Origin of the sequence: Streptomyces sp. SDT5-1 (genome assembly GCF_052245995.1) — a bacterium.
In the GTDB taxonomy this organism is placed as follows: Bacteria; Actinomycetota; Actinomycetes; order Streptomycetales; family Streptomycetaceae; genus Streptomyces.
Window position 1 is genome coordinate 855,455 of sequence record NZ_CM125963.1, and the last position, 18,436, is coordinate 873,890.

Genomic DNA, 18,436 nt, shown 5'->3' on the forward strand with positions numbered 1-18,436 from the left:
CTCTGGGAGCGCTCCCAGAGAGTTCCGTTCAGTTTCGGCCATCCAGTTCGCTTGTTCCGTCAATCCCTGGAGGCACCCCCCATGACCGAGAGATCCGGCGGACGCACGCGTCGCCGCCCTCGCAGAGCGCACACCATCCGCCGCGCGCTCGCCGCGGCGGTCGCCGCCCTCGGCCTTGTCGCGGCCGCCGCGACGCAGTCCGCGAGCGCCGCGGCGCCGCCACCGCCGTCGGGCTGGAGTCAGGTGTTCCTCGACGACTTCAACGGCTCGGCCGGCACCGGCGTCAACACGTCCAACTGGCAGTACGACACCGGGACTTCGTATCCGGGCGGCCCCGCCAACTGGGGCACGGGCGAGGTCGAGACGATGACCAGCAGCACCGACAACGTCTCCCTCGACGGCAGCGGCAATCTGCGCATCACCCCGCTGCGCGACTCCTCGGGCCGCTGGACCTCGGGCCGCATCGAGACCAGGCGCACCGACTTCCAGCCGCCGTCCGGCGGAAAGCTGCGCGTCTCCGCGCGCATCCAGATGCCCAACGTCACGGGCACCGCCGCCGAGGGCTACTGGCCGGCGTTCTGGGCACTGGGCGCCCCGTACCGCGGCAACTACCAGAACTGGCCCGGCGTGGGCGAGCTGGACATCATGGAGAACGTGCAAGGCCTGAACAAGGTCTGGGCGACGATGCACTGCGGCACCAGCCCCGGCGGGCCCTGCAACGAGACCACCGGCATCGGCGGTTCCACGGCCTGCCCCGGCAGCACCTGCCAGTCCGGCTTCCACACGTACAGCATGGAGTGGGACCGTTCGGTCAGCCCGGAAGCCATCCGCTTCTATGTCGACGACGTCAACTACCACACGGTCACGGCCAACCAGGTGGACGCGACGACCTGGGCCAACGCCACCAACCACGGGTTCTTCCTCATCCTGAACGTGGCGATGGGCGGCGGATTCCCCGACGCCTTCGGCGGCGGACTCGACGGTGACACCCAGCCCGGCAAGCCGATGGTCGTGGACTACGTCCAGGTCCTGTCGGCCGAGGGCGGCGGCACCACTCCCCCGCCGTCCGGCAGCCGTGACGCGTACGGCACCATCCAGGCCGAGTCGTACGACGGCCAGTCCGGTGTCGCCACGGAGGGCACCACCGACTCGGGCGGCGGGCAGAACCTGAGCAATCTCGCCAATGGCGACTGGGCCGTCTACAAGGGCGTCACCTTCGGCTCCACCCCGGCCACCCAGTTCAAGGCCAGGGTGGCGAGCGGCGCGGCGGGCGGTGTCAGCGGACTGGTGGAGGTGCGTCTCGACAGCCGCAGCAACGCACCGATCGGCAGCTTCTCGCTCGCCAACACCGGCGGCTGGCAGTCCTGGCGGACGGTACCGGCGAACATCTCGTCGGTGACCGGCACGCACGACGTCTATCTCACCTTCACGAGCGGCCAGCCCGCCGACTTCGTGAACGTGAACTGGTTCTCGTTCGGGCACTGAGCGAGGCTGGTTCCGTCGTGGTTCCCCTGCGAGGACGGTGTCTCGCAGGGGAACCGGCGTATCGCCCGGTTCCGAAACACCGTGCCGAGGCGCAGTATTGACCGACCGTCACGCGCCCACGAGGGAGAGGTCATGTCACGAGCGTCCGCCGCACGGACCTGGATCACGGACAACCTGCCCAAGCTGATCGCCACGCACCGAGTGCCCGGCGCGCAGGTCGCCGTGCTGGTCGACGACGAGGTGGTGGACGGCGCCGCCGGAGTGGTGAGCAGGACCACCGGCGTGCCCGTCACACCGGACGCGGTCTTCCAGATCGGCTCGATCACCAAGGTCTGGACGGCGACCCTGATCCAGCAGTTGGCGAACGAGGGCCGCCTGGACCTCGACAGCCCGGTTCGCGCGTACCTGCCCGCGTTCACGCTCGCCGACGAGCGGGCCGCCGAGACCGTCACCGTCCGCCAACTCCTGTGCCACACCTCGGGGATCGAGGGCGACCGGTTCACCGACACGGGCGCGAACGAGAACGCGGTCGAGCGCTATCTGCCGACGCTGTCCGACGCCGAGCAGCTGTATCCGCCCGGCGAACAGTTCTCGTACTGCAACAGCGGCTACGTCGTGCTCGGCAGGCTCGTCGAGGTGCTGCACGGCCAGCCGTTCAACGCGGCGCTGCGCGCACACCTGGTGTCACCGCTGGGCCTCGCCCACGTGGCCACGCACATCGGCGAGGCCATTCTGGAGCTGCCCGCCATCGGCCACCTCGGCACCGACCCGCAGCCGGCCCCCGTCTACGGGCTGCCACCCTCGACCGCCCCGGCCGGCGCCGCACTCGCGATGCCCGCGCGCAGCCTCCTCGGGTTCACGCGGCTGCATCTCGCCGACCGCTCGTTCGACGTCATGCGCGAGACACAGGTGACCGTGCCGCCGCTCGGGGCGCTCGGCGACCGCTGGGGGCTCGGCTGGATGCTCTACGACCGCGCGGGCGCCGACATGATCGGGCACGACGGCGGCACCATCGGGCAGTACGCCTTCCTGCGCGTGGTGCCCGACGCGGGCGTCGCGGTCGCCGTGCTCACCAACGGCGGGGACGCCGCCGCGCTCTTCCAGGACGTCGGCGGTCATCTCCTCGCCGAGCTCGCCGACGTACGGCTGCCGGCCCTGCCGCGGGTCCCCGAGGACCCGGCGCCGGTCGACGCGCACCGCGCGACCGGCACGTACCGCTCCACGCTGCTCGACTTCGACCTCGCCGTGCGGGACGACGGCACGACATGGCTGACCACCACGCCGCGCACCGCAGAAGCCCGGGTGCTGCTCGGCGAGGACAGCATCGAGCAGCGACTCGTGGGCCTCGGGCCCGACCGGCTGATCAGCGTGGAGCGGCGCGCGGGTCGGCACGAGGTGTTCGTGCTCGTCGGCGAGGACGACGCGGGCCGCGCCCGGTATCTGCACAACAGCCGGGCGGCGGCCCGCGTCACCGTTTGACGGGTGGGGTCCGGTTACTTCTGCTGCTCGTCCTGCCCCTTGCCCTGGTCCATGCCGAGGTGCTTCCTGGCCTGGTCCTGGACGGAGTCGACCTGGGACTTGTACTTGCTCCCGGTCTTCTTGTCCACGGCATCGCCCGCCATGTCGATGCCCTTGCCGGCCTGGGACTCGTGCCCCTTGAGCATCTGCTTGATCTTGTCCAACGCAGACATGTGCAACCTCCTCGTGGACCTCTTCTCCCACCAGGATCACGCCTTCGGCCACGACGCGCACGCGGGGACGGCACTCACCGCGACAATCACCGCGATCCGGGTGTCCGAGGGGCGTACTGTCACCGTCACCCCCATATCGTCCATACTCGACGAAACACACTGATCACCGTGCGTCGAGGAGAGCGTCATCAGCATCACAGGGCCCGTGCCCAGCGCAGTCGTTGAACGGTCGTCCGGGGGTTCCCGGGCGTGGCACGGGGTGTTGGGGGGTGTCGTCGCCGTGGCCCTCGTGACGCAGCTCGTGCTGGTGTTCACGGGCGGGTCCGCCGCCGGTGCCGGCGACACCACGCGGGACCAGGCCGACGCCCTGACCCGGCTTGTGCGGATGCTCAGTTACTTCACGATCCAGAGCAACATCCTCGTGCTCGTGTGTGCCGTGACGCTGGTGCTGCGCCCCGGCAGGGACGGGCCGCTGTGGCGGGTCCTCCGGCTCGACGCGCTGCTCGGCATCACCATCACCGGCCTGGTGTTCGCGATCGTCCTCGCGCCGCAGATCCACCTCGAGGGCGTGTCGCTGTGGATCACGGTGGGGCTGCACTACGTGGCGCCGCCGATGACGCTCGTCGGCTGGCTGCTGTTCGGACCACGGGGGCGGATCGACGGCGCGAGCGTGGCGTGGGCGTTCGTGTGGCCGGCGGCCTGGATCGCGTACACGCTCGTGCACGGCGCGGTCACGGACTGGTACCCGTATCCGTTCCTCGACGTGCAGGCGCGCGGGTACGGCGTCGCGCTGCGGAACATCGTCGGGGTGCTGCTCGTCGCGGCCGTGCTGGCCTGGCTGTTGGCGTGGATCGACCGGCGGCTCGCGCGGCGCGTCAAGCGGCCGTTGCCGCTTCCCCATCGCGTGTGACGGCGTCGGCGGACGACCTCACGCACCCCCTGTCGTCACGCCCCCGCCGCGTGAAAGGATGCGCGGGCACAACTCCGACACAGCACGCCCGCAGGAGGCCCGCATGCGTAGGAGGACGGGCGGGCTCTTCACGACCGGTGACGGAACCGTGGTGATGCTCGCCGAACAGCGCCCCGGCGCCGACGGTCAGTGGCGGATCACCGCGCGCACACAGGCCGGTCGGCAGATCGCCGAGGTGAGGTTCCGGCTGTGCGAGGCCTGTGAGGTGGGGCGGATCCAGGCGATCTGGGTGGACGAGCCGTGGCGCCGCGAGGGGATAGGGCACGAGTTGCTGCGCGGCGCGATCGCCGTCGGTGACGGCTTCCGCTGGACCACCACGCTCCAGTCCCCGATGGGCCGCCGTTTCTTCGTCGCCACGGGCGCCACGGAGGGCGTCGACCTGGTGCACGGACGGCCGCTGTGCCCGCACATGATGGGGCGGTGGGGCCGGGCCTGGGCGAGAAGGACGGCGGCCTGAGCCACCGGCCGGTCGCCGTCCCCGGATCCTTCTGCATGGACCGGTGCGCCTGGGGTACGCGGGGCGCCAGCCACCCGTCCAGCGAAGGCTGTTGATCATGGATAACGCAACGTCCGACACCCCGCAGAACGGCTCCTCCCCTGCTCAGCAGGCCCTCAGCGCACTGAGTGTGAACACCGAGGACCAGAGCGCGCTCGACACGCTCGCCGGGTGCGAGGTCCTCGTGCCGGTCCCCGACGACGTGGGCGAGGAACAGGACACGGACTCCGCGGCCCTGTCGCTGCCGGTCATCGAGCAGCCTGGCGGCGAGCAGTTGGTGCCGTTGTTCACGTCGGAGCTGCGGATGTCGGAGCTCCTGCCGTTCATCTCGCGCTGCACTCCGGTGCCGCTCGGCGCGCTCGCGGAGCGCTGGCCGATGGAGCTGTCGATGACCATCGACGCCGGTTCGCCGGACGCCCTGACGCTGAACGGCGAGGGCGTGCGCGAGCTGCTCGGCCACCGCGCCTGAGCGGGTCCGCGCCGGACCCCACCCCCCACCACGCCTCACCGAGGAGGCCACCGTGCCCTTCCGTGACCGTACGCACGCCGGGGAGGAGCTCGCCCTGCGGATGCTGGAGTGGGCCGACTCCAGCGATCTCGTCGACCCGGTCGTGCTGGCGCTGCCGCGCGGCGGCGTCCCCGTGGCGGCGCCTGTCGCGCACGCCCTGCACGTCCCCCTCGACGTCCTGGTCGCCCGCAAGATCGGCGTGCCGGGCCGCCGCGAGACCGCGATCGGCGCCATCGTCGGCGACGAGGCCCCGCTCTTCGACCGCGTCGCCCTGGAACTCCTCGGCCTGAGCGAGGACCGGCTCGGATCCGACGTGGCCGAGGCCCGCAACGAGCTGCACCGCCGCGAACACCTGTACCGCGCGGGCCGGCCCGAACCTCCGGTGGAGGGCCACACCGTGCTGCTCGTCGACGACGGCCTCGCCACCGGCCTCACCGCCACCGCGGCGCTGCTCTCCCTGCGCCGCAGGAACCCGGCCCGCCTCGTCCTCGCCGCCCCCTTCGGCAGCCCGCAGACCGTGTCCGACCTCAGCGGGCACGCCGACGACGTGGTCTGCCTCGAACAGCCGCCGGACTTCCACGCCGTGAGCGAGGGCTACGACACCTTCCCCCAGGTCACGGACGCGGAGGTGATGGACGTACTCCAGGTCTTCCATCACGGCCGGGAGGACGCGCACGAGCAGAGCGGACGCTGAACCGCACCAGGAGCCCGCACCTTGGAGGCACCCCATGCGCATCGGCATCATCGGAGCAGGACACATCGGTTCCACGCTCGCCGGACATCTCGCCGGCATCGGCCACGACGTCGCCCTCGCCAACTCGCGTGATCCGTCGACGCTGAAGGACGTCGTCGCCGGGATCGACGGTCCGGTCTCGGCCGTGGACGCCGCGCAGGCCGCCCGCTTCGGACAGGTCGTCGTCGTGTCGGTCCCGTTCGGCCGGATCTACGACCTGCCCACGGCCGAACTGCGCGACAAGGTCGTCGTGGACACCTGCAACTACTACCCCGAACGGGACGGCGACGACGCCGAGTTGGACACCGACACCACCACGTCGAGCGAGAAGCTGCGGGACCTGACGGACGCGGATCTCGTGAAGGCGTTCAACGCCGTCCACTGGGAGACCCTGCGCGACGGCGGCCGCCCCAAGGGCAGCCCCGAGCGGATCGCCATCCCGCTGTCCGGCGACGACGAGGAGGCCAAGGCCGTCGTGTCGGGCCTGATCCGCGACATGGGCTTCGACCCGGTCGACGCGGGATACCTCGGCGGCGGCGGTCGCAGGCATCAGCCCGGAACCCCGGTGTACGGCTCGGAGCTGTCGGCCCACGACATGGAGCGCTGGCTGCACGTGACGTGAACCCGAGCAGGCGCCGCCTCCACGTCACCCACGCCGCAGCGCCCCGCCCACCAACGCGCCCACCGCGCCCGCGAATCCGACCCCCGCGAGCACCTTGGCCCTACGCCCCGGCGTGGCGGGCCGGACGCCGGGCGCGGCGGCGTAGGCGCTGCCGTGCCCGTCCGGGGTGCGCAGTCCCGCCGCGAGGAGTTCCGCCGCGTGCACGGCTTCGTGTCCGCCGCCGTCGAACTCGTGGATCTGGATGCGGCAGCTGAAGCCGTCGGCGAGGACCACGGTCGACGCGTCGGCCTCGCGCAGGCGCGGCAGCAGCACCCGCTCCGCGCACGCCTCACTGACGTCCAAGTGCCCCTGCTCGAAGCCGAAGTTGCCCGCGAGGCCGCAGCACCCGGACTCCAGGCGTTCGACGTCGACGCCGGCCCTGCCGAGCAGTTCGGTGTCCGCCTCCCAGCCGATGACGGCGTGCTGGTGGCAGTGCACCTGGGCGAGGGCGTGCGCGGCGTGGTCGGGGACGCGCGGGGGTGTGTAGTCGGGGGTGTGCTCGGTGAGGAGTTCGGCGAGGGTCACGGTCTGCCTGCGCAGGCGGCGTACGTCGAGGTCGCCGGGGAAGAGTTCCGGCGCGTCCGCGCGGAAGACGGCGGTGCAGCTCGGCTCCAGGCCCACCACGAGTCCGCCCGCGCGCACATGCTCGGCGAGGTGACGGACGGTGCGCGTCACCACCCGCTTGGCGGTGGCGAGTTGGCCGGTGGAGATCCACGTGAGACCGCAGCACAGCGGCTCCTGCGGCATGACGACGTTCCAGCCCGCGTCCTCCATGAGGGCGACGGCGGCCTTGCCGACGTTCGGGTGGAAGGTGTTGGTGAAGGTGTCGGGCCACAGCAGGACAGTGCCGCACGGCCCGCTGGTGCGTGGCTCGCGGCGGGCGAACCACTGCTGCAACGTCTCCTGCGCGAACAGCGGCACCTCGCGCCGCGCGACCCCGGCCACCGCCCTCGCCGCGCGGTCGAACGGCGCGGTGTGCGTGAGCGTGTTGACCGCGGGGCCGAGCCGGGCGCGGCCGACGGCCTGGGCGACGGCGGGCAGCCAGCCCATCGACAGGTCGGAGCGCGGCCGCCGCCACTGCCGACCTTCGTAGTGGTGGGCGAGGAACTCCGCCTTGTACGTGCCCATGTCGACGTCGGCGGGGCAGTCCGACTTGCAGCCCTTGCAGGACAGGCACAGGTCGAGGGCGTCCTTGACGTCCTGCGAGCGCCAGCCGTCCCGGACGGGGCTGTCGCCGTGTCCGTCGAGCATTTCGAAGAGCAGTCGGGCGCGGCCCCGCGTGGAGTGCTCCTCCTCGCCGGTGACCTGGTACGAGGGGCACATCACGGAGCCGCCGGTGTTGGTGTGCTGGCGGCACTTGCCGACGCCGACGCAGCGATTGGCGGCCTCCGCGAAGGAGTTGCCGTCGTCCGGGTAGCGGAAGTACAGGTCCTGCGGGTCGTGGGGCGCCCAGTCGCCGCCGAGCCGCAGGTTGTCGTCGAGCCGGTAGGGGCCGCCGTCGGCGGGGTCGACGACCTTGCCGGGGTTCATCCGGTTCTCCGGGTCGAAGAGGGTCTTCACCTTCCCGAAGGCGTCGACCAGTTCGGTGCCGAACATGCGGGGCAGCAGTTCGCCTCGGCTCTGCCCGTCGCCGTGCTCCCCCGACAGGGAGCCGCCGAACGCGACGACGAGGTCGGCGGCGCGCTCCATGAACCGCCGGTACGTCGCGACACCGTCGGCCGTGTAGAGATCGAAGGGGATGCGGGTGTGCACGCAGCCCTGCCCGAAGTGCCCGTACAGGCTCGGCCCGGTGTCACTGAGGTAGCCGAACTCGTCGTACAGATCGCGCAGTTGGCGGAGGTAGGCGCCGAGCCGGTCGGGGTGGACGGCGGAGTCCTCCCAGCCCTCGAAGGTGTCGGCGCGGCCCGGCACATGGGCGGTGGCGCCGAGTCCCGCCTCGCGGACCTGCCAGAGTTCCGCCTCGCGGGCCTCGTCGTCGAGGAAGGCGACCTCGGGGTCGTGCTCGGACTCGTGGAGCGCGCGCAGCATCCGGTCGGCGCGGTCGTCGGACTCGGCCACGCTGTCGCCGCCGAACTGCACCATCAAGTAGGCAGTGCCTTCGGGGAGTTGGTCGATGGCCTTGGGGTTGAGGTGTTTGATGCGCTCGTCGCGGATGAGCTTGGCGTCGACGCCTTCGAGGGCGATCGGCTCGTGCGGGAGGATCGCGGGGACGGCGTCGGCGGCCTCCTCGATGCTCGGGAAGCCGAGGACGACGAGGGTCTGGTGGGTGACGACGGGGACGAGGTCGAGTTCGGCGCGCAGCACGGTGACGAGCGTCGACTCGCTGCCGACGAGGAGTCCGGCGACGTCGAAGTTGTGCTCGGGCAGCAGCGAGTCGAGGTTGTAGCCGGAGACGCGGCGCGGGATGTCGGGGTAGCGGCGCCTGATCTCGTCGGCGTACGTGTCGCGCAGGGCGCGCAGCTGCCGATAGATGGTGGCCTGCCGGTCTCCCCTGTGCTCGATCCGCGCGTACGTGTCGTCGTCGGTGGGGCCGCACCAGAAGCGGGTGCCGTCGGCGAGGAGGACTTCGAGGCGGCGCACGTTGTCGACGACCTTGCCGGTGCGCTGGGCGGTGGCGCCGCACGAGTTGTTGCCGATCATTCCGCCGATGGTGCAGTTGGCGTGGGTGGCGGGCTCGGGCCCGAAGCACAGTCCGGTGTCGGCGAGTTGCCGGTTGAGTTCGTCGAGGACGATGCCTGGCTGGACGACGCAGGTGCGGGCGTCGGCGTCGACGGATTCGAGGCGGTCGCAGTACTTGGACCAGTCGATGACGACGGCGGTGTTGGTGCACTGGCCCGCGAGGCTGGTGCCGCCGCCGCGGGAGAGGACGGGCGCACCGTGCTCGCGGGCGACCGCGACCGCTTCGGCCGCCGCCTCCGGGGTGCGGGGGACGACGACGCCGATGGGCGTCTGCCGGAAGTTCGAGGCGTCGGTGGCATAGGCGGCGCGGCTGCCCGCGTCGAAGCGGACCTCTCCGTCCACGCGCTCGCGCAGCGCGTTCTCCAGCGCCCGGCCGGTGCGAGCCTCCATGTGTCCTCCCTCGTACGACGGGACCGCCGGGTACCCCGCCCGCGCGCGGCGTCACCACCCGGTGAGCAGCAAATGGTTCACGAGGAGGGCGGTGGCGGCCTGGGCCACGAGCCACAGCCTGGGTCTCGGCAGGAACGCGCAGGCGGGGACGAGCCACAGCGCGAAGGGCAGCCAGATCCGCTCGGTCTCCGCCTTGCTCATGCCCGACAGGTCGGCGACCAGCAGGGCGAGGAGCGCGGCGGCCACCAGCAGCGCGAGCCGCGCCGCCCCGCCGTCCCGTTCCCGGGGCCGCAGGAGGTGCCCGGCCGTCCGCCGCAGTCCTGCCACCGTCGCGAGGCCGACCACGAGGACGGTGCACGCGAGGTTGGCCCACACCCAGTAGCTGTACGGGCGGATGCCGCCCGCGCCCTGGAAGTAGCGGGTGTGCAGCAGGCGGTACGCCTCCCACCAGTCGAATCCGGCGAGGGTGAAGGCCGCGGGCACCACGGCGAGTCCGGCGCAGAACAGCAGGGCGAGCGCCCCGGGACGCTCCCGCACGCCCGCCCGGCCGAGGAACAGCACGGCGAGGCCGATCAGCGCGAACAGCGTGAGCCCGTACGAGAGGTAGCAGGTGAGCCCGAACAGCAGCCCGGATCCGAGGGCCCAGCCGATGGCGCGTCCGGTGACGGCGAGCGCGAGGAGGGCCACCGCCCAGGCGGCGACGGCGGCGAACCAGGCGTCCGCCGAGGCGCCCATCCACACCGCGCCCGGCACGAGGACCAGGAAGGGGGCGGCCCGGCGCGCCAGGTCCTCCCCGGCGAGCGCCCGCACGGCGACGAGCACCGCCACGCACGCCGTCGCCCCGGTCACGACGCACCACAGCCCCGCCCATCCCCCGCCGCCGAGGCCGATGCGGTCGAGGAGGACGAAGGTGAGCGGGGCGGCGGGCGGGTGGCCGGCCGTGTGGGCGGGCCAGTGGTCGGGCGCGTCGATGAGGATGTGCCGGGTGTAGTCCCGCAGGGTGGCCGGGATGTCGTGGAAGCGGTCGATGACCTGGAGGTACTCGTACTTGGTGGTGAGGCGGCGGGCGATGCCCCGGTGCCAGCCGTCGATCAGGGCGAGGGAGAGGATCCAGGCGGTGGCCGTCGCCCAGGCCGTGGCGAGCAGCGCGCGCCAGCGCAGCCGGGCGGCGAGCGCGGGCCCGTACGCGACTGCAGCGGCGGCGACCGCGAGGGCGGCGGGGGTGCCGGGTCCGACGTGCGGGAGCCAGTTGGCGTACAGCGGGGGCGCGCCGACGTGCAGGGTGCCGTACGTGTCCTCGATGTGGCGGCCGACGAGCGCCGCGGTCAGGACGAGGAGGAGCGCGGCTCCGGCGGCGTACAGGTCGCGGCGGGTGCCGCGCGCGTCGGTGCGGGGGGTGCGGGTGGTCACACGGGAACGCTAGGCCGAGAGGCGTCCTCGGCTGCGCCGACCGGCCCTGATGTCAGCGTTTCGTCATGAGTCGCGCACCCGATTCCGGGCCAGGACCGGCCTACCGTCGGGGCATGCGCGACACACCCGCCTCGCCCTCCTTCTGGCGCAGCCCGCTGCGCGGCCCCTGGTTCACGTCGGTGCTCGGTCTGGTGCTGCTCGTCGGCGTCACCGTGCTGTTCGTGACGGGCCTGCTGTCGTACGCGGCGTACAACCCTGGCCTCAACCCGGTCAACGACAAGACGCCGGACAAGGGGATTCTCGGCTTCTACCTGTTCGCGTGGCCGACGAGCCCGCACTGGCTGTACCGGCTCACGCAGGGCGTGCACGTCACCCTCGGCGTGACGCTGATCCCCGTGCTGCTCGCGAAGCTGTGGTCGGTGGTGCCGAAGCTGTTCGCGCTGCCGCCCGCCCGCTCCGTGACGCACGCGCTGGAGCGGCTCTCGCTGTTGCTGCTGGTCGGCGGCGGTCTGTTCGAGTTCGTGACGGGTGTCCTGAACGTGCAGCTCGACTATCTGTTCCCCGGCTCGTTCTATCCGCTGCACTTCTACGGGGCGTGGGTGTTCTTCGGCGCGTTCGTGGCGCACGCGGTGCTGAAGGTGCCCGCGGCGGTGCGGAACGTGCGGCGGGCGCGCGAGGAGGGGTCGTTGGTGGCTCCGCGGCCCGATCCGCCGACGGTGTCGCGGCGGGGCGCGCTGTGGTTCGTCGGGGGCGGTTCGCTGCTGCTGTTCGCTACGACGGTGGGGCAGGGCTTCGACGGGCCCGCGCGGCGCACGGCGCTGCTCGCCCCGCACGGCGGCGCGGACCCCGGCGCGGGCCCGAACGGGTTCCAGATCAACAAGACGGCGGCCTACGCCGGCATCGACCGGGCGGAGACTGCGGACGACGCCTGGCGGCTCGTGGTGGTCGGCCGGTCGGGGACGGTGCGGCTGAGCCGCGCGGAGCTGGCCCGGATGCCGCTGTACAGCGCGGCCCTGCCGATCGCCTGTGTGGAGGGCTGGTCGACGTCCGACCAGTGGTGGCGCGGCGTACGGTTGCGGGATCTCGCGGCGCTCGTCGGCGAGGGCGGGGACCCGCCCGACGTGCTCGTCGAGTCGCTGCAGCGGCGCGGCGCCTTCCGGCACGCGGCGCTGCGCGCCAACCAGGTCGCCGACCCCCGCTCGCTGCTCGCCCTGTACGTCAACGGGGAGCCGCTCTCCCCCGACCACGGCCACCCGGCGCGCGTGATCGTGCCCGCCGCGCCGGGCGTCCTCAACACCAAGTGGGTCGCCCGGCTCACGTTCGGAAAGGTGTGACCGTGATGCCGCGTGGACTTCCCCGGCTCCCCCTCGGCAGTCCGCTGCACCTGCTGGTGCTGCTCTGCTCGTTCGCGCTCGCCGGATACGCGGGGGTGCGGCTGCTGGCCGGTGACTGGTTCGGCGTGGCGCTGTGGTTCGTCGGCGCCGCCCTCGTGCACGACCTCGTCCTGGTGCCGCTGTACGCGGGCGTGGACCGGCTGCTGCTGCGCGGGATCGCGGCGGCGGGGCCGCGGGAGCGGGTGGGGTACGTGCGGGTGCCCGCGGCCCTGTCGGCACTGCTGCTGCTCGTGTGGTTCCCGCTGATCAGCGGGGCGGTCGACGAGCGGTACCGGTCGGCGACGGGCCGCTCGGCCGACGCGTACCTCGGTCACTGGCTGTTGATCACGGCGGCGCTGTTCGCGGGTTCGGCGCTGGTGCTCGTGGTGCGGGTGCGCAGGGCCGCGAAGCGGCGGCCGCCCACGGACCACTGATCGACGGGGCGGAGTCCGGCCCCGGCTGCGTAGCGCAGGAGGGCGGGGGTGCCGAGCCGCGCCCACGGGAAGGTGCGGCCTCCCGCCTGTCCGGGCGAGTCGGTGACCTCGACGCTGGCGCGCTCGTCCACGTCGACGGGCGCGGCCTCGGCCACCAACAGGCCGCCGGGGGCGAGGAGTTGACCTATGCGGGTGAGCAGGGTGTGGGGTTCGCCGCCGATGCCGATGTTGCCGTCCATGAGCAGGACGGTGTTCCAGCGGCCCTCGCCCGGCAGCGGGTCGAACACCGAGCGGCACAGCGCCTGCCCGCCGAGGTCACGGCTGTGGGCGACGGCGGCCTCGCTGACGTCGACGCCGAGGGCGGTGCGGCCGCGTGCGGCGAGTTCCGCGACGAGGCGTCCCGGGCCGCAGCCGACGTCGAGGACGGCGCCCTCGCAGCGGTCGAGCACCTGCCGGTCGACGGCGTCGGCCCGCGCGCACCAGCGCTCGACCTCCAGCGGCAGCAGCCAGCCGTCGGTGCGGCGCAGGAAGAGCGGTCCGCGGCCGGTGCGCAGGGCGGCGGAGTACGGGTCGGCGCCGGCCCACGGGGCGGCCGGTGGGGCGCTCATGCCTCCACCCGACAGCGCGCCAGGCGTGCCGCGAAGCGGCCGTGCGGGGCCTCGGCCGCGACGGCGGCGGCGTCGTCGGCCGTGTCGACGTCACGGAGCGGGGGCAGGTCGCGGACGCGGAGCCCCGCGCCGGTGAGCCGGGCGCGCTGCGCGGCGCCGGTGTGCGCCGTGGACATGGGGACGCCGCGCAGCAGGTCCGGGTCGGGCGTGGCCAGGCCGAGCGCCCAGAAGCCGCCGTCGAGCGCGGGTCCGAACCAGGCGTCGCAGTCGGCGAAGTCGACGGTGAGGAGGTCGGGCGTGAGCTGCGGGGTGTCCATGCCGACGAGGAGCGCGGGCCCCGAGCAGGCGGCGAAGGCGGCGGCGAGGCGTTCGTCGAGGCCGCCCGCGCACTGCGGCACGACCTCGAATCCGGGCGGCAGCCAGGGTCCGGGCGCGCCGTCGAGGACGAGGATCCGGCGGGCCGCTGGGGTCGCGGCGACCGCCTCCAGGGTGTCGGCGAGCGCGGCCTCGGCGAGCCCCGCCGCCTCCCGCGGAGTGAACGGCGGGGTGAGCCGCGTCTTGACCCGGCCGGGGCGCGGCTCCTTGGCGATGACCAGCAGATCGGGCGGCGCGCTCACCGTGTGCTCCCTTCGTGTACGGGGTTCTCGGCGAGGACCCGGCTCATGTCGCGCACCGCGTGCCAGGTGCCGCGCCAGGTGCCGGTCACCTTGGACTCGCCGGTGCGCGGCAGGTACGGCACGTCGTGCTCGGCGATCCGCCAGCCGGCGTCGGCGGCGCGCACCACCATCTGGAGCGGGTAGCCGCTGCGCCGGTCGGTGAGGTCGAGGCCGAGCAGCGCGTCGCGGCGTGCGGCGCGCAGGGGTCCGAGGTCGTGCAGGCGCAGTCCCGTCCTGCGGCGGAGCATGCGGGCGAGGGCGAGGTTGCCCGCGCGGGCGTGGGCGGGCCAGGCGCCGCGCCGGGTGGGGCGGCGCCTGCCGAGCACCAGGTCGGCCGCGCCTTCGGTCACTTCGCGCACGAACGGCACGAGCAGGCCGGGGTCGAGCGAGGCGTCGCAGTCGCAGAAGCAGACGATGTCGGCGTCGGACGCGGTGAGCCCGGCGTGGCAGGCGGCGCCGAATCCGCGGCGCTCCTCGCGTACGACGTGGGCGCCGAGCGAGCGGGCGATCCCGGCGGAGCCGTCGGTGGAGCCGTTGTCGACGACGAGGGCGCGCCAGTGCGGCGGGATCCGGTCGAGGACCCAGGGCAGGGCCTCGGCCTCGTTGAGGCAGGGAAGGACCACGTCGACGGTGGTGGGTGGGCTTGTCACGGGTCTCACCCTACGAGCCGGATTCCGACATTTCGGGCGCGAGATCCTTACGAAACACGGACGTCCGCCGCCCGGCACCGAGCGGAACACCCGGCGGACGCGGCGCGGTGCGACTCTGGGGGCATGCAGCAGTCACACGAGCCCACAGCGGCGCCGACCGGCGAGAACGCGGCCCGCGTCCTGGTCGTCGACGACGATCCCACGGTCGCCGAGGTGGTGGCGGGTTACCTGGCCCGCGCGGGCCACCGGGTGGAGCGCGCCGACGACGGCCCCACGGCCCTGGCGCGCGCCGCCGCACACCGCCCCGACCTGGTGGTGCTCGATCTGATGCTGCCCGGCATGGACGGCCTCGAGGTGTGCCGCCGAATGCGTGAACGCGGCCCCGTGCCGGTGATCATGCTGACCGCGCGCGGCGACGAGGACGACCGGATCCTCGGCCTCGAGGTCGGCGCGGACGACTATGTGACGAAGCCGTTCAGCCCGCGCGAGCTGGTGCTGCGCGTGGAGTCGGTGCTGCGCCGCGCCCAGCCCGCCGCCGCACGGCAGGGCCCGCTGCGGGCGGCGGGCCTCACGGTCGACCCGGCCGCGCGCCGCGCCACCCGGGACGGCGCCGAACTGGCGCTCACCCTCCGCGAGTTCGACCTGCTCGCGTTCTTCCTGCGCCACCCGGGGCGGGCCTTCAGCCGCGAGGACCTGATGCGGGAGGTGTGGGGCTGGGACTTCGGCGACCTGTCGACGGTCACGGTCCACATCCGGCGGCTGCGCGGCAAGGTCGAGGACGATCCGGCCCGCCCGCGCCTGATCCAGACGGTGTGGGGCGTGGGCTACCGCTTCGAGCCGACGACCGACCCCGACTCCGCGCCCGAGGAGGCCTGACCGTGCGCGACATCCTGCTCATCGCCCTGTACGCGTTCGCGGGCGCCGCCGCCACGGGCCTGGTCGGCGCGGGCGCGCTGCGGGTGCTGCGCCGGCGCTCGCTCACCGCCTCGATCGCCGTGGTCGCCACCGTCGGCGTCGTCGCGATGCTGGCGGGGACGCTCGCCGTGGCGTGGGCGATGTTCCTGTCGCCGCACGACCTGACCGTGGTGACGACGGTGGTGGCGATGGCGGCCGTGGTCTCGCTGGCGACCGCGCTCCTGCTGGGCCGGTGGGTGGTGGCCCGCAGCCGCGAACTGGCCGTCGCCGCGCGCTCCTTCGGGGACGGCGGGGACTTCGCCGCGCCCGACGCCCCGGCCACGGCCGAGCTGGAGGAGCTGAGCCGGGAGCTGGCGGCGACCAGCGCGAAGCTCGCCGCGTCCCGGGAGCGGGAGCGCGCCCTGGAGACCTCGCGGCGCGAGCTGGTGGCCTGGATCTCGCACGATCTGCGCACCCCGCTGGCGGGCCTGCGGGCGATGGCGGAGGCGCTGGAGGACGGGGTCGCCGCCGACCCCGACCGCTATCTGCGCCAGATGCGCACCGACGTCGAGCGGCTCAACGACATGGTGGGCGACCTCTTCGAGCTGTCCCGCATCCACGCGGGCGCGCTGCCGCTCGCCCCGGCACGGGTCTCCCTGTACGACCTGGTGAGCGACGCGCTGGCGGGGGCGGACCCGCTCGCCCGCGAGCACGGGGTGCGGCTGGTCGGCGAGCGGGTGGAGCCGGTGCCCGTGGAGGTCGACGGCAAGGAGATGAGCCGGGTCCTGGGCAACCTCCTGGTGAACGCGATCCGACGGACGCCCGCCGACGGCACGGTCGCCGTGGCCGCGCACCGCTCCCCCGACGGCGTGGTGGTGTCGGTGTCGGACGCCTGTGGGGGCATCCCGGAGGAGGACCTGCCGCGCGTCTTCGAAACCGGCTGGCGCGGGACCCATGCCCGTACGCCCCCGGCGGGCGCGGGCCTGGGGCTCGCGATCGTGCGCGGGATCGTGGAGGCGCACGCGGGCCGGGCGACGGTGCGGAACATCCCCGGCGGCTGCCGCTTCGAGGTCACTTTGCCGAGCGCCTGATCCAGGTTGCCGTGCGGCCTGAACTTGGACCCTCGCTTGACTTGGACACAGTCCAAGTTAGGATCTGAACCACGATCCACCGCACGATTCGCATTCCTCCGGGTCTTCCTCTGGCTCGCCCCCAGGGACAGGCCCCGGAAACGCGCCGAAGGAGCCAGCCTTGCCCGAGAACAACCAGAAGCCGCTGACCACGGTCGCCGGTGCGCCGGTTCCCGACAATCAGAACTCGATGACCGCGGGCGCCCGCGGCCCCATGCTGCTCCAGGACGTGTGGTTCCTGGAGAAGCTCGCGCACTTCGACCGCGAGGTCATCCCGGAGCGCCGGATGCACGCCAAGGGGTCGGGCGCCTTCGGCACGTTCACGGTCACGCACGACATCACGCGGTACACGAACGCGAAGATCTTCTCCGAGGTCGGCAAGAGGACCGACATGTTCGCCCGGTTCTCCACCGTCGCCGGTGAGCGCGGCGCGGCCGACGCCGAGCGCGACATCCGCGGTTTCGCCCTGAAGTTCTACACGGACGAGGGCAACTGGGACCTGGTCGGCAACAACACCCCGGTGTTCTTCTTCCGCGACCCGCTGAAGTTCCCCGACCTCAACCACGCGGTCAAGCGCGACCCGCGCACGAACCTGCGCGACCCCGAGAACAACTGGGACTTCTGGACGAACCTCCCCGAGGCCCTGCACCAGGTCACCATCGTGATGTCGGATCGCGGCATCCCCGCCTCGTACCGGCACATGCACGGCTTCGGCTCCCACACGTACAGCCTGATCAACGCCGAGGGCGAGCGGTTCTGGGTGAAGTTCCACCACCGCACGCAGCAGGGCATCAAGAACCTCACCGACGCCGAGGCGGAGGCCCTCGTCGGCAAGGACCGCGAGTCCCACCAGCGGGACCTGTTCGACGCGATCGAGCGCGGCGACTTCCCGAAGTGGAAGCTGTTCATCCAGGTCATGCCGGAGGCCGACGCGGAGAACTACCGCTTCCACCCCTTCGACCTCACCAAGGTCTGGTCGAAGAAGGACTACCCGCTGATCGAGGTCGGCGAGTGGGAGCTGAACCGCAACCCGGACAACTACTTCGCGGACGTCGAGCAGGCCGCGTTCAGCCCCGCCAACGTGGTGCCGGGCATCAGCTTCTCGCCCGACCGGATGCTCCAGGGCCGGCTCTTCTCCTACGGTGACGCCCAGCGCTACCGCCTCGGCGTGAACCACCACCAGATCCCGGTCAACGCCCCGAAGAACCCGGTCAACTCCTACCACCGCGACGGCGCCATGCGCGTCGACGGCAACCAGGGGGCCACGCCCGGCATCGAGCCCAACTCGTACGGCCGCTGGCGCGAGCAGCCCGCCTACCGCGACCCGGCGCAGGCCGTGGGCGCCGTCGCCGACCGGTTCGACTACCGGGAGGACGACGACAACTACTTCGAGCAGCCCGGCAATCTGTTCCGGCTGATGACGCCCGAGCAGCAGCAGGTCCTGTTCGAGAACACGGCGCGTGCCATCAACGGCGCGTCGCAGGCGACCGTCGAGCGGCACATCGCCAACTGCACGCAGGCCGACCCGGCCTACGGCGCGGGCGTCCGCAAGGCGATCGAGGCCCTGGCGGCCGGCACCCTCTGAGCCCGCACGGGCGGAGCCCGGCGCGCGGCCCGTTCCGCGCGCCGGGCTCCGCCCGTCCGGCCGGCCCCTACGTTCAGTTCATC

General features: G+C 72.8%; 18 protein-coding genes. 12 read left to right on the forward strand and 6 right to left on the reverse strand.

Annotated features, from left to right (window positions below; all coding sequences use genetic code 11):
- The first annotated feature begins 81 nt into the window (after positions 1-81).
- Together ACTWJ8_RS04020 and ACTWJ8_RS04025 are read left to right on the forward strand one after the other, a co-directional pair.
- Positions 82-1,485: a glycoside hydrolase family 16 protein gene (locus ACTWJ8_RS04020; RefSeq protein ID WP_356380278.1), complete on the forward strand. Its 1,404-nt coding sequence runs from the start codon at positions 82-84 to the stop codon at positions 1,483-1,485.
- A 132-nt stretch (positions 1,486-1,617) separates the two neighbouring features.
- Complete coding sequence (locus ACTWJ8_RS04025; protein WP_443262911.1) at positions 1,618-2,964, forward strand: serine hydrolase domain-containing protein; 1,347 nt, start codon at positions 1,618-1,620, stop codon at positions 2,962-2,964.
- Between the two features lie 14 nt (positions 2,965-2,978).
- On the opposite strand, the gene ACTWJ8_RS04030 is transcribed toward ACTWJ8_RS04025, so the two are convergent.
- Positions 2,979-3,176 carry an antitoxin gene (locus tag ACTWJ8_RS04030; RefSeq protein ID WP_356380283.1) on the reverse strand — a complete coding sequence of 66 codons (198 nt, stop codon included), beginning with the start codon at positions 3,174-3,176 and terminating at the stop codon, positions 2,979-2,981.
- 280 nt (positions 3,177-3,456) lie between these two features.
- Between ACTWJ8_RS04030 and ACTWJ8_RS04035 the strand changes: the two genes are divergently transcribed.
- The 5 genes from ACTWJ8_RS04035 to ACTWJ8_RS04055 all read left to right on the forward strand — a co-directional run bounded on the left by ACTWJ8_RS04035 (position 3,457) and on the right by ACTWJ8_RS04055 (position 6,505).
- Entirely contained in the window at positions 3,457-4,086 is a 630-nt protein-coding gene (locus tag ACTWJ8_RS04035) for a Pr6Pr family membrane protein (RefSeq protein WP_356380286.1), read from the forward strand.
- Between the two features lie 103 nt (positions 4,087-4,189).
- On the forward strand, positions 4,190-4,603 hold the full coding sequence (locus ACTWJ8_RS04040; RefSeq protein WP_356380289.1) for a hypothetical protein: 414 nt from the start codon (positions 4,190-4,192) through the stop codon (positions 4,601-4,603).
- A gap of 97 nt (positions 4,604-4,700) precedes the next feature.
- Positions 4,701-5,111 carry an SseB family protein gene (locus ACTWJ8_RS04045; protein ID WP_443262912.1) on the forward strand — a complete coding sequence of 137 codons (411 nt, stop codon included), beginning with the start codon at positions 4,701-4,703 and terminating at the stop codon, positions 5,109-5,111.
- Between the two features lie 52 nt (positions 5,112-5,163).
- Positions 5,164-5,844, forward strand: coding sequence for a phosphoribosyltransferase (locus ACTWJ8_RS04050; RefSeq protein WP_443262913.1), 681 nt, complete (start codon positions 5,164-5,166; stop codon positions 5,842-5,844).
- A 34-nt stretch (positions 5,845-5,878) separates the two neighbouring features.
- On the forward strand, positions 5,879-6,505 hold the full coding sequence (locus tag ACTWJ8_RS04055; RefSeq protein WP_443262914.1) for an NADPH-dependent F420 reductase: 627 nt from the start codon (positions 5,879-5,881) through the stop codon (positions 6,503-6,505).
- 24 nt (positions 6,506-6,529) lie between these two features.
- Here ACTWJ8_RS04055 and ACTWJ8_RS04060 read toward each other — a convergent pair whose 3' ends face one another.
- Both ACTWJ8_RS04060 and ACTWJ8_RS04065 read right to left on the reverse strand, forming a co-directional pair.
- A complete protein-coding gene (locus ACTWJ8_RS04060) occupies positions 6,530-9,613 on the reverse strand; it encodes an FAD-binding and (Fe-S)-binding domain-containing protein (protein WP_443262916.1) in 3,084 nt (1,027 codons plus the stop codon).
- 51 nt (positions 9,614-9,664) lie between these two features.
- Positions 9,665-11,023, reverse strand: coding sequence for a hypothetical protein (locus tag ACTWJ8_RS04065; RefSeq protein ID WP_443262917.1), 1,359 nt, complete (start codon positions 11,021-11,023; stop codon positions 9,665-9,667).
- Positions 11,024-11,136: 113 nt separating this feature from the next.
- Between ACTWJ8_RS04065 and ACTWJ8_RS04070 the strand changes: the two genes are divergently transcribed.
- Complete coding sequence (locus ACTWJ8_RS04070) at positions 11,137-12,357, forward strand: molybdopterin-dependent oxidoreductase (protein WP_443262918.1); 1,221 nt, start codon at positions 11,137-11,139, stop codon at positions 12,355-12,357.
- A 5-nt stretch (positions 12,358-12,362) separates the two neighbouring features.
- A complete protein-coding gene (locus tag ACTWJ8_RS04075; RefSeq protein WP_356380306.1) occupies positions 12,363-12,830 on the forward strand; it encodes a hypothetical protein in 468 nt (155 codons plus the stop codon).
- On the opposite strand, the gene ACTWJ8_RS04080 is transcribed toward ACTWJ8_RS04075, so the two are convergent.
- From ACTWJ8_RS04080 to ACTWJ8_RS04090, 3 genes are read right to left on the reverse strand one after another with little or no spacing between them, the layout of a single operon-like run.
- Entirely contained in the window at positions 12,728-13,438 is a 711-nt protein-coding gene (locus ACTWJ8_RS04080) for a class I SAM-dependent methyltransferase (protein ID WP_356380309.1), read from the reverse strand. The genes ACTWJ8_RS04075 and ACTWJ8_RS04080 overlap by 103 nt on opposite strands.
- The gene (locus ACTWJ8_RS04085; protein ID WP_356380311.1) at positions 13,435-14,055 is read right to left on the reverse strand and encodes a TIGR04282 family arsenosugar biosynthesis glycosyltransferase; all 621 of its coding nucleotides are present in this window, start codon (positions 14,053-14,055) and stop codon (positions 13,435-13,437) included. The genes ACTWJ8_RS04080 and ACTWJ8_RS04085 overlap by 4 nt, the downstream gene beginning before the upstream one ends.
- Positions 14,052-14,753 (reverse strand): glycosyltransferase family 2 protein, encoded by a 702-nt coding sequence (locus ACTWJ8_RS04090; protein WP_356380314.1) that lies wholly within the window; start codon positions 14,751-14,753, stop codon positions 14,052-14,054. The genes ACTWJ8_RS04085 and ACTWJ8_RS04090 overlap by 4 nt, the downstream gene beginning before the upstream one ends.
- 114 nt (positions 14,754-14,867) lie before the next feature.
- Here ACTWJ8_RS04090 and ACTWJ8_RS04095 point away from each other — a divergent pair, with 114 nt between their 5' ends.
- From ACTWJ8_RS04095 to ACTWJ8_RS04105, 3 genes are all read left to right on the forward strand, one after another.
- On the forward strand, positions 14,868-15,620 hold the full coding sequence (locus ACTWJ8_RS04095; protein WP_356380317.1) for a response regulator transcription factor: 753 nt from the start codon (positions 14,868-14,870) through the stop codon (positions 15,618-15,620).
- A gap of 2 nt (positions 15,621-15,622) precedes the next feature.
- Complete coding sequence (locus ACTWJ8_RS04100; RefSeq protein WP_443262919.1) at positions 15,623-16,729, forward strand: sensor histidine kinase; 1,107 nt, start codon at positions 15,623-15,625, stop codon at positions 16,727-16,729.
- A gap of 160 nt (positions 16,730-16,889) precedes the next feature.
- A complete protein-coding gene (locus tag ACTWJ8_RS04105; protein ID WP_443262920.1) occupies positions 16,890-18,353 on the forward strand; it encodes a catalase in 1,464 nt (487 codons plus the stop codon).
- Positions 18,354-18,436: the final 83 nt, after the last annotated feature.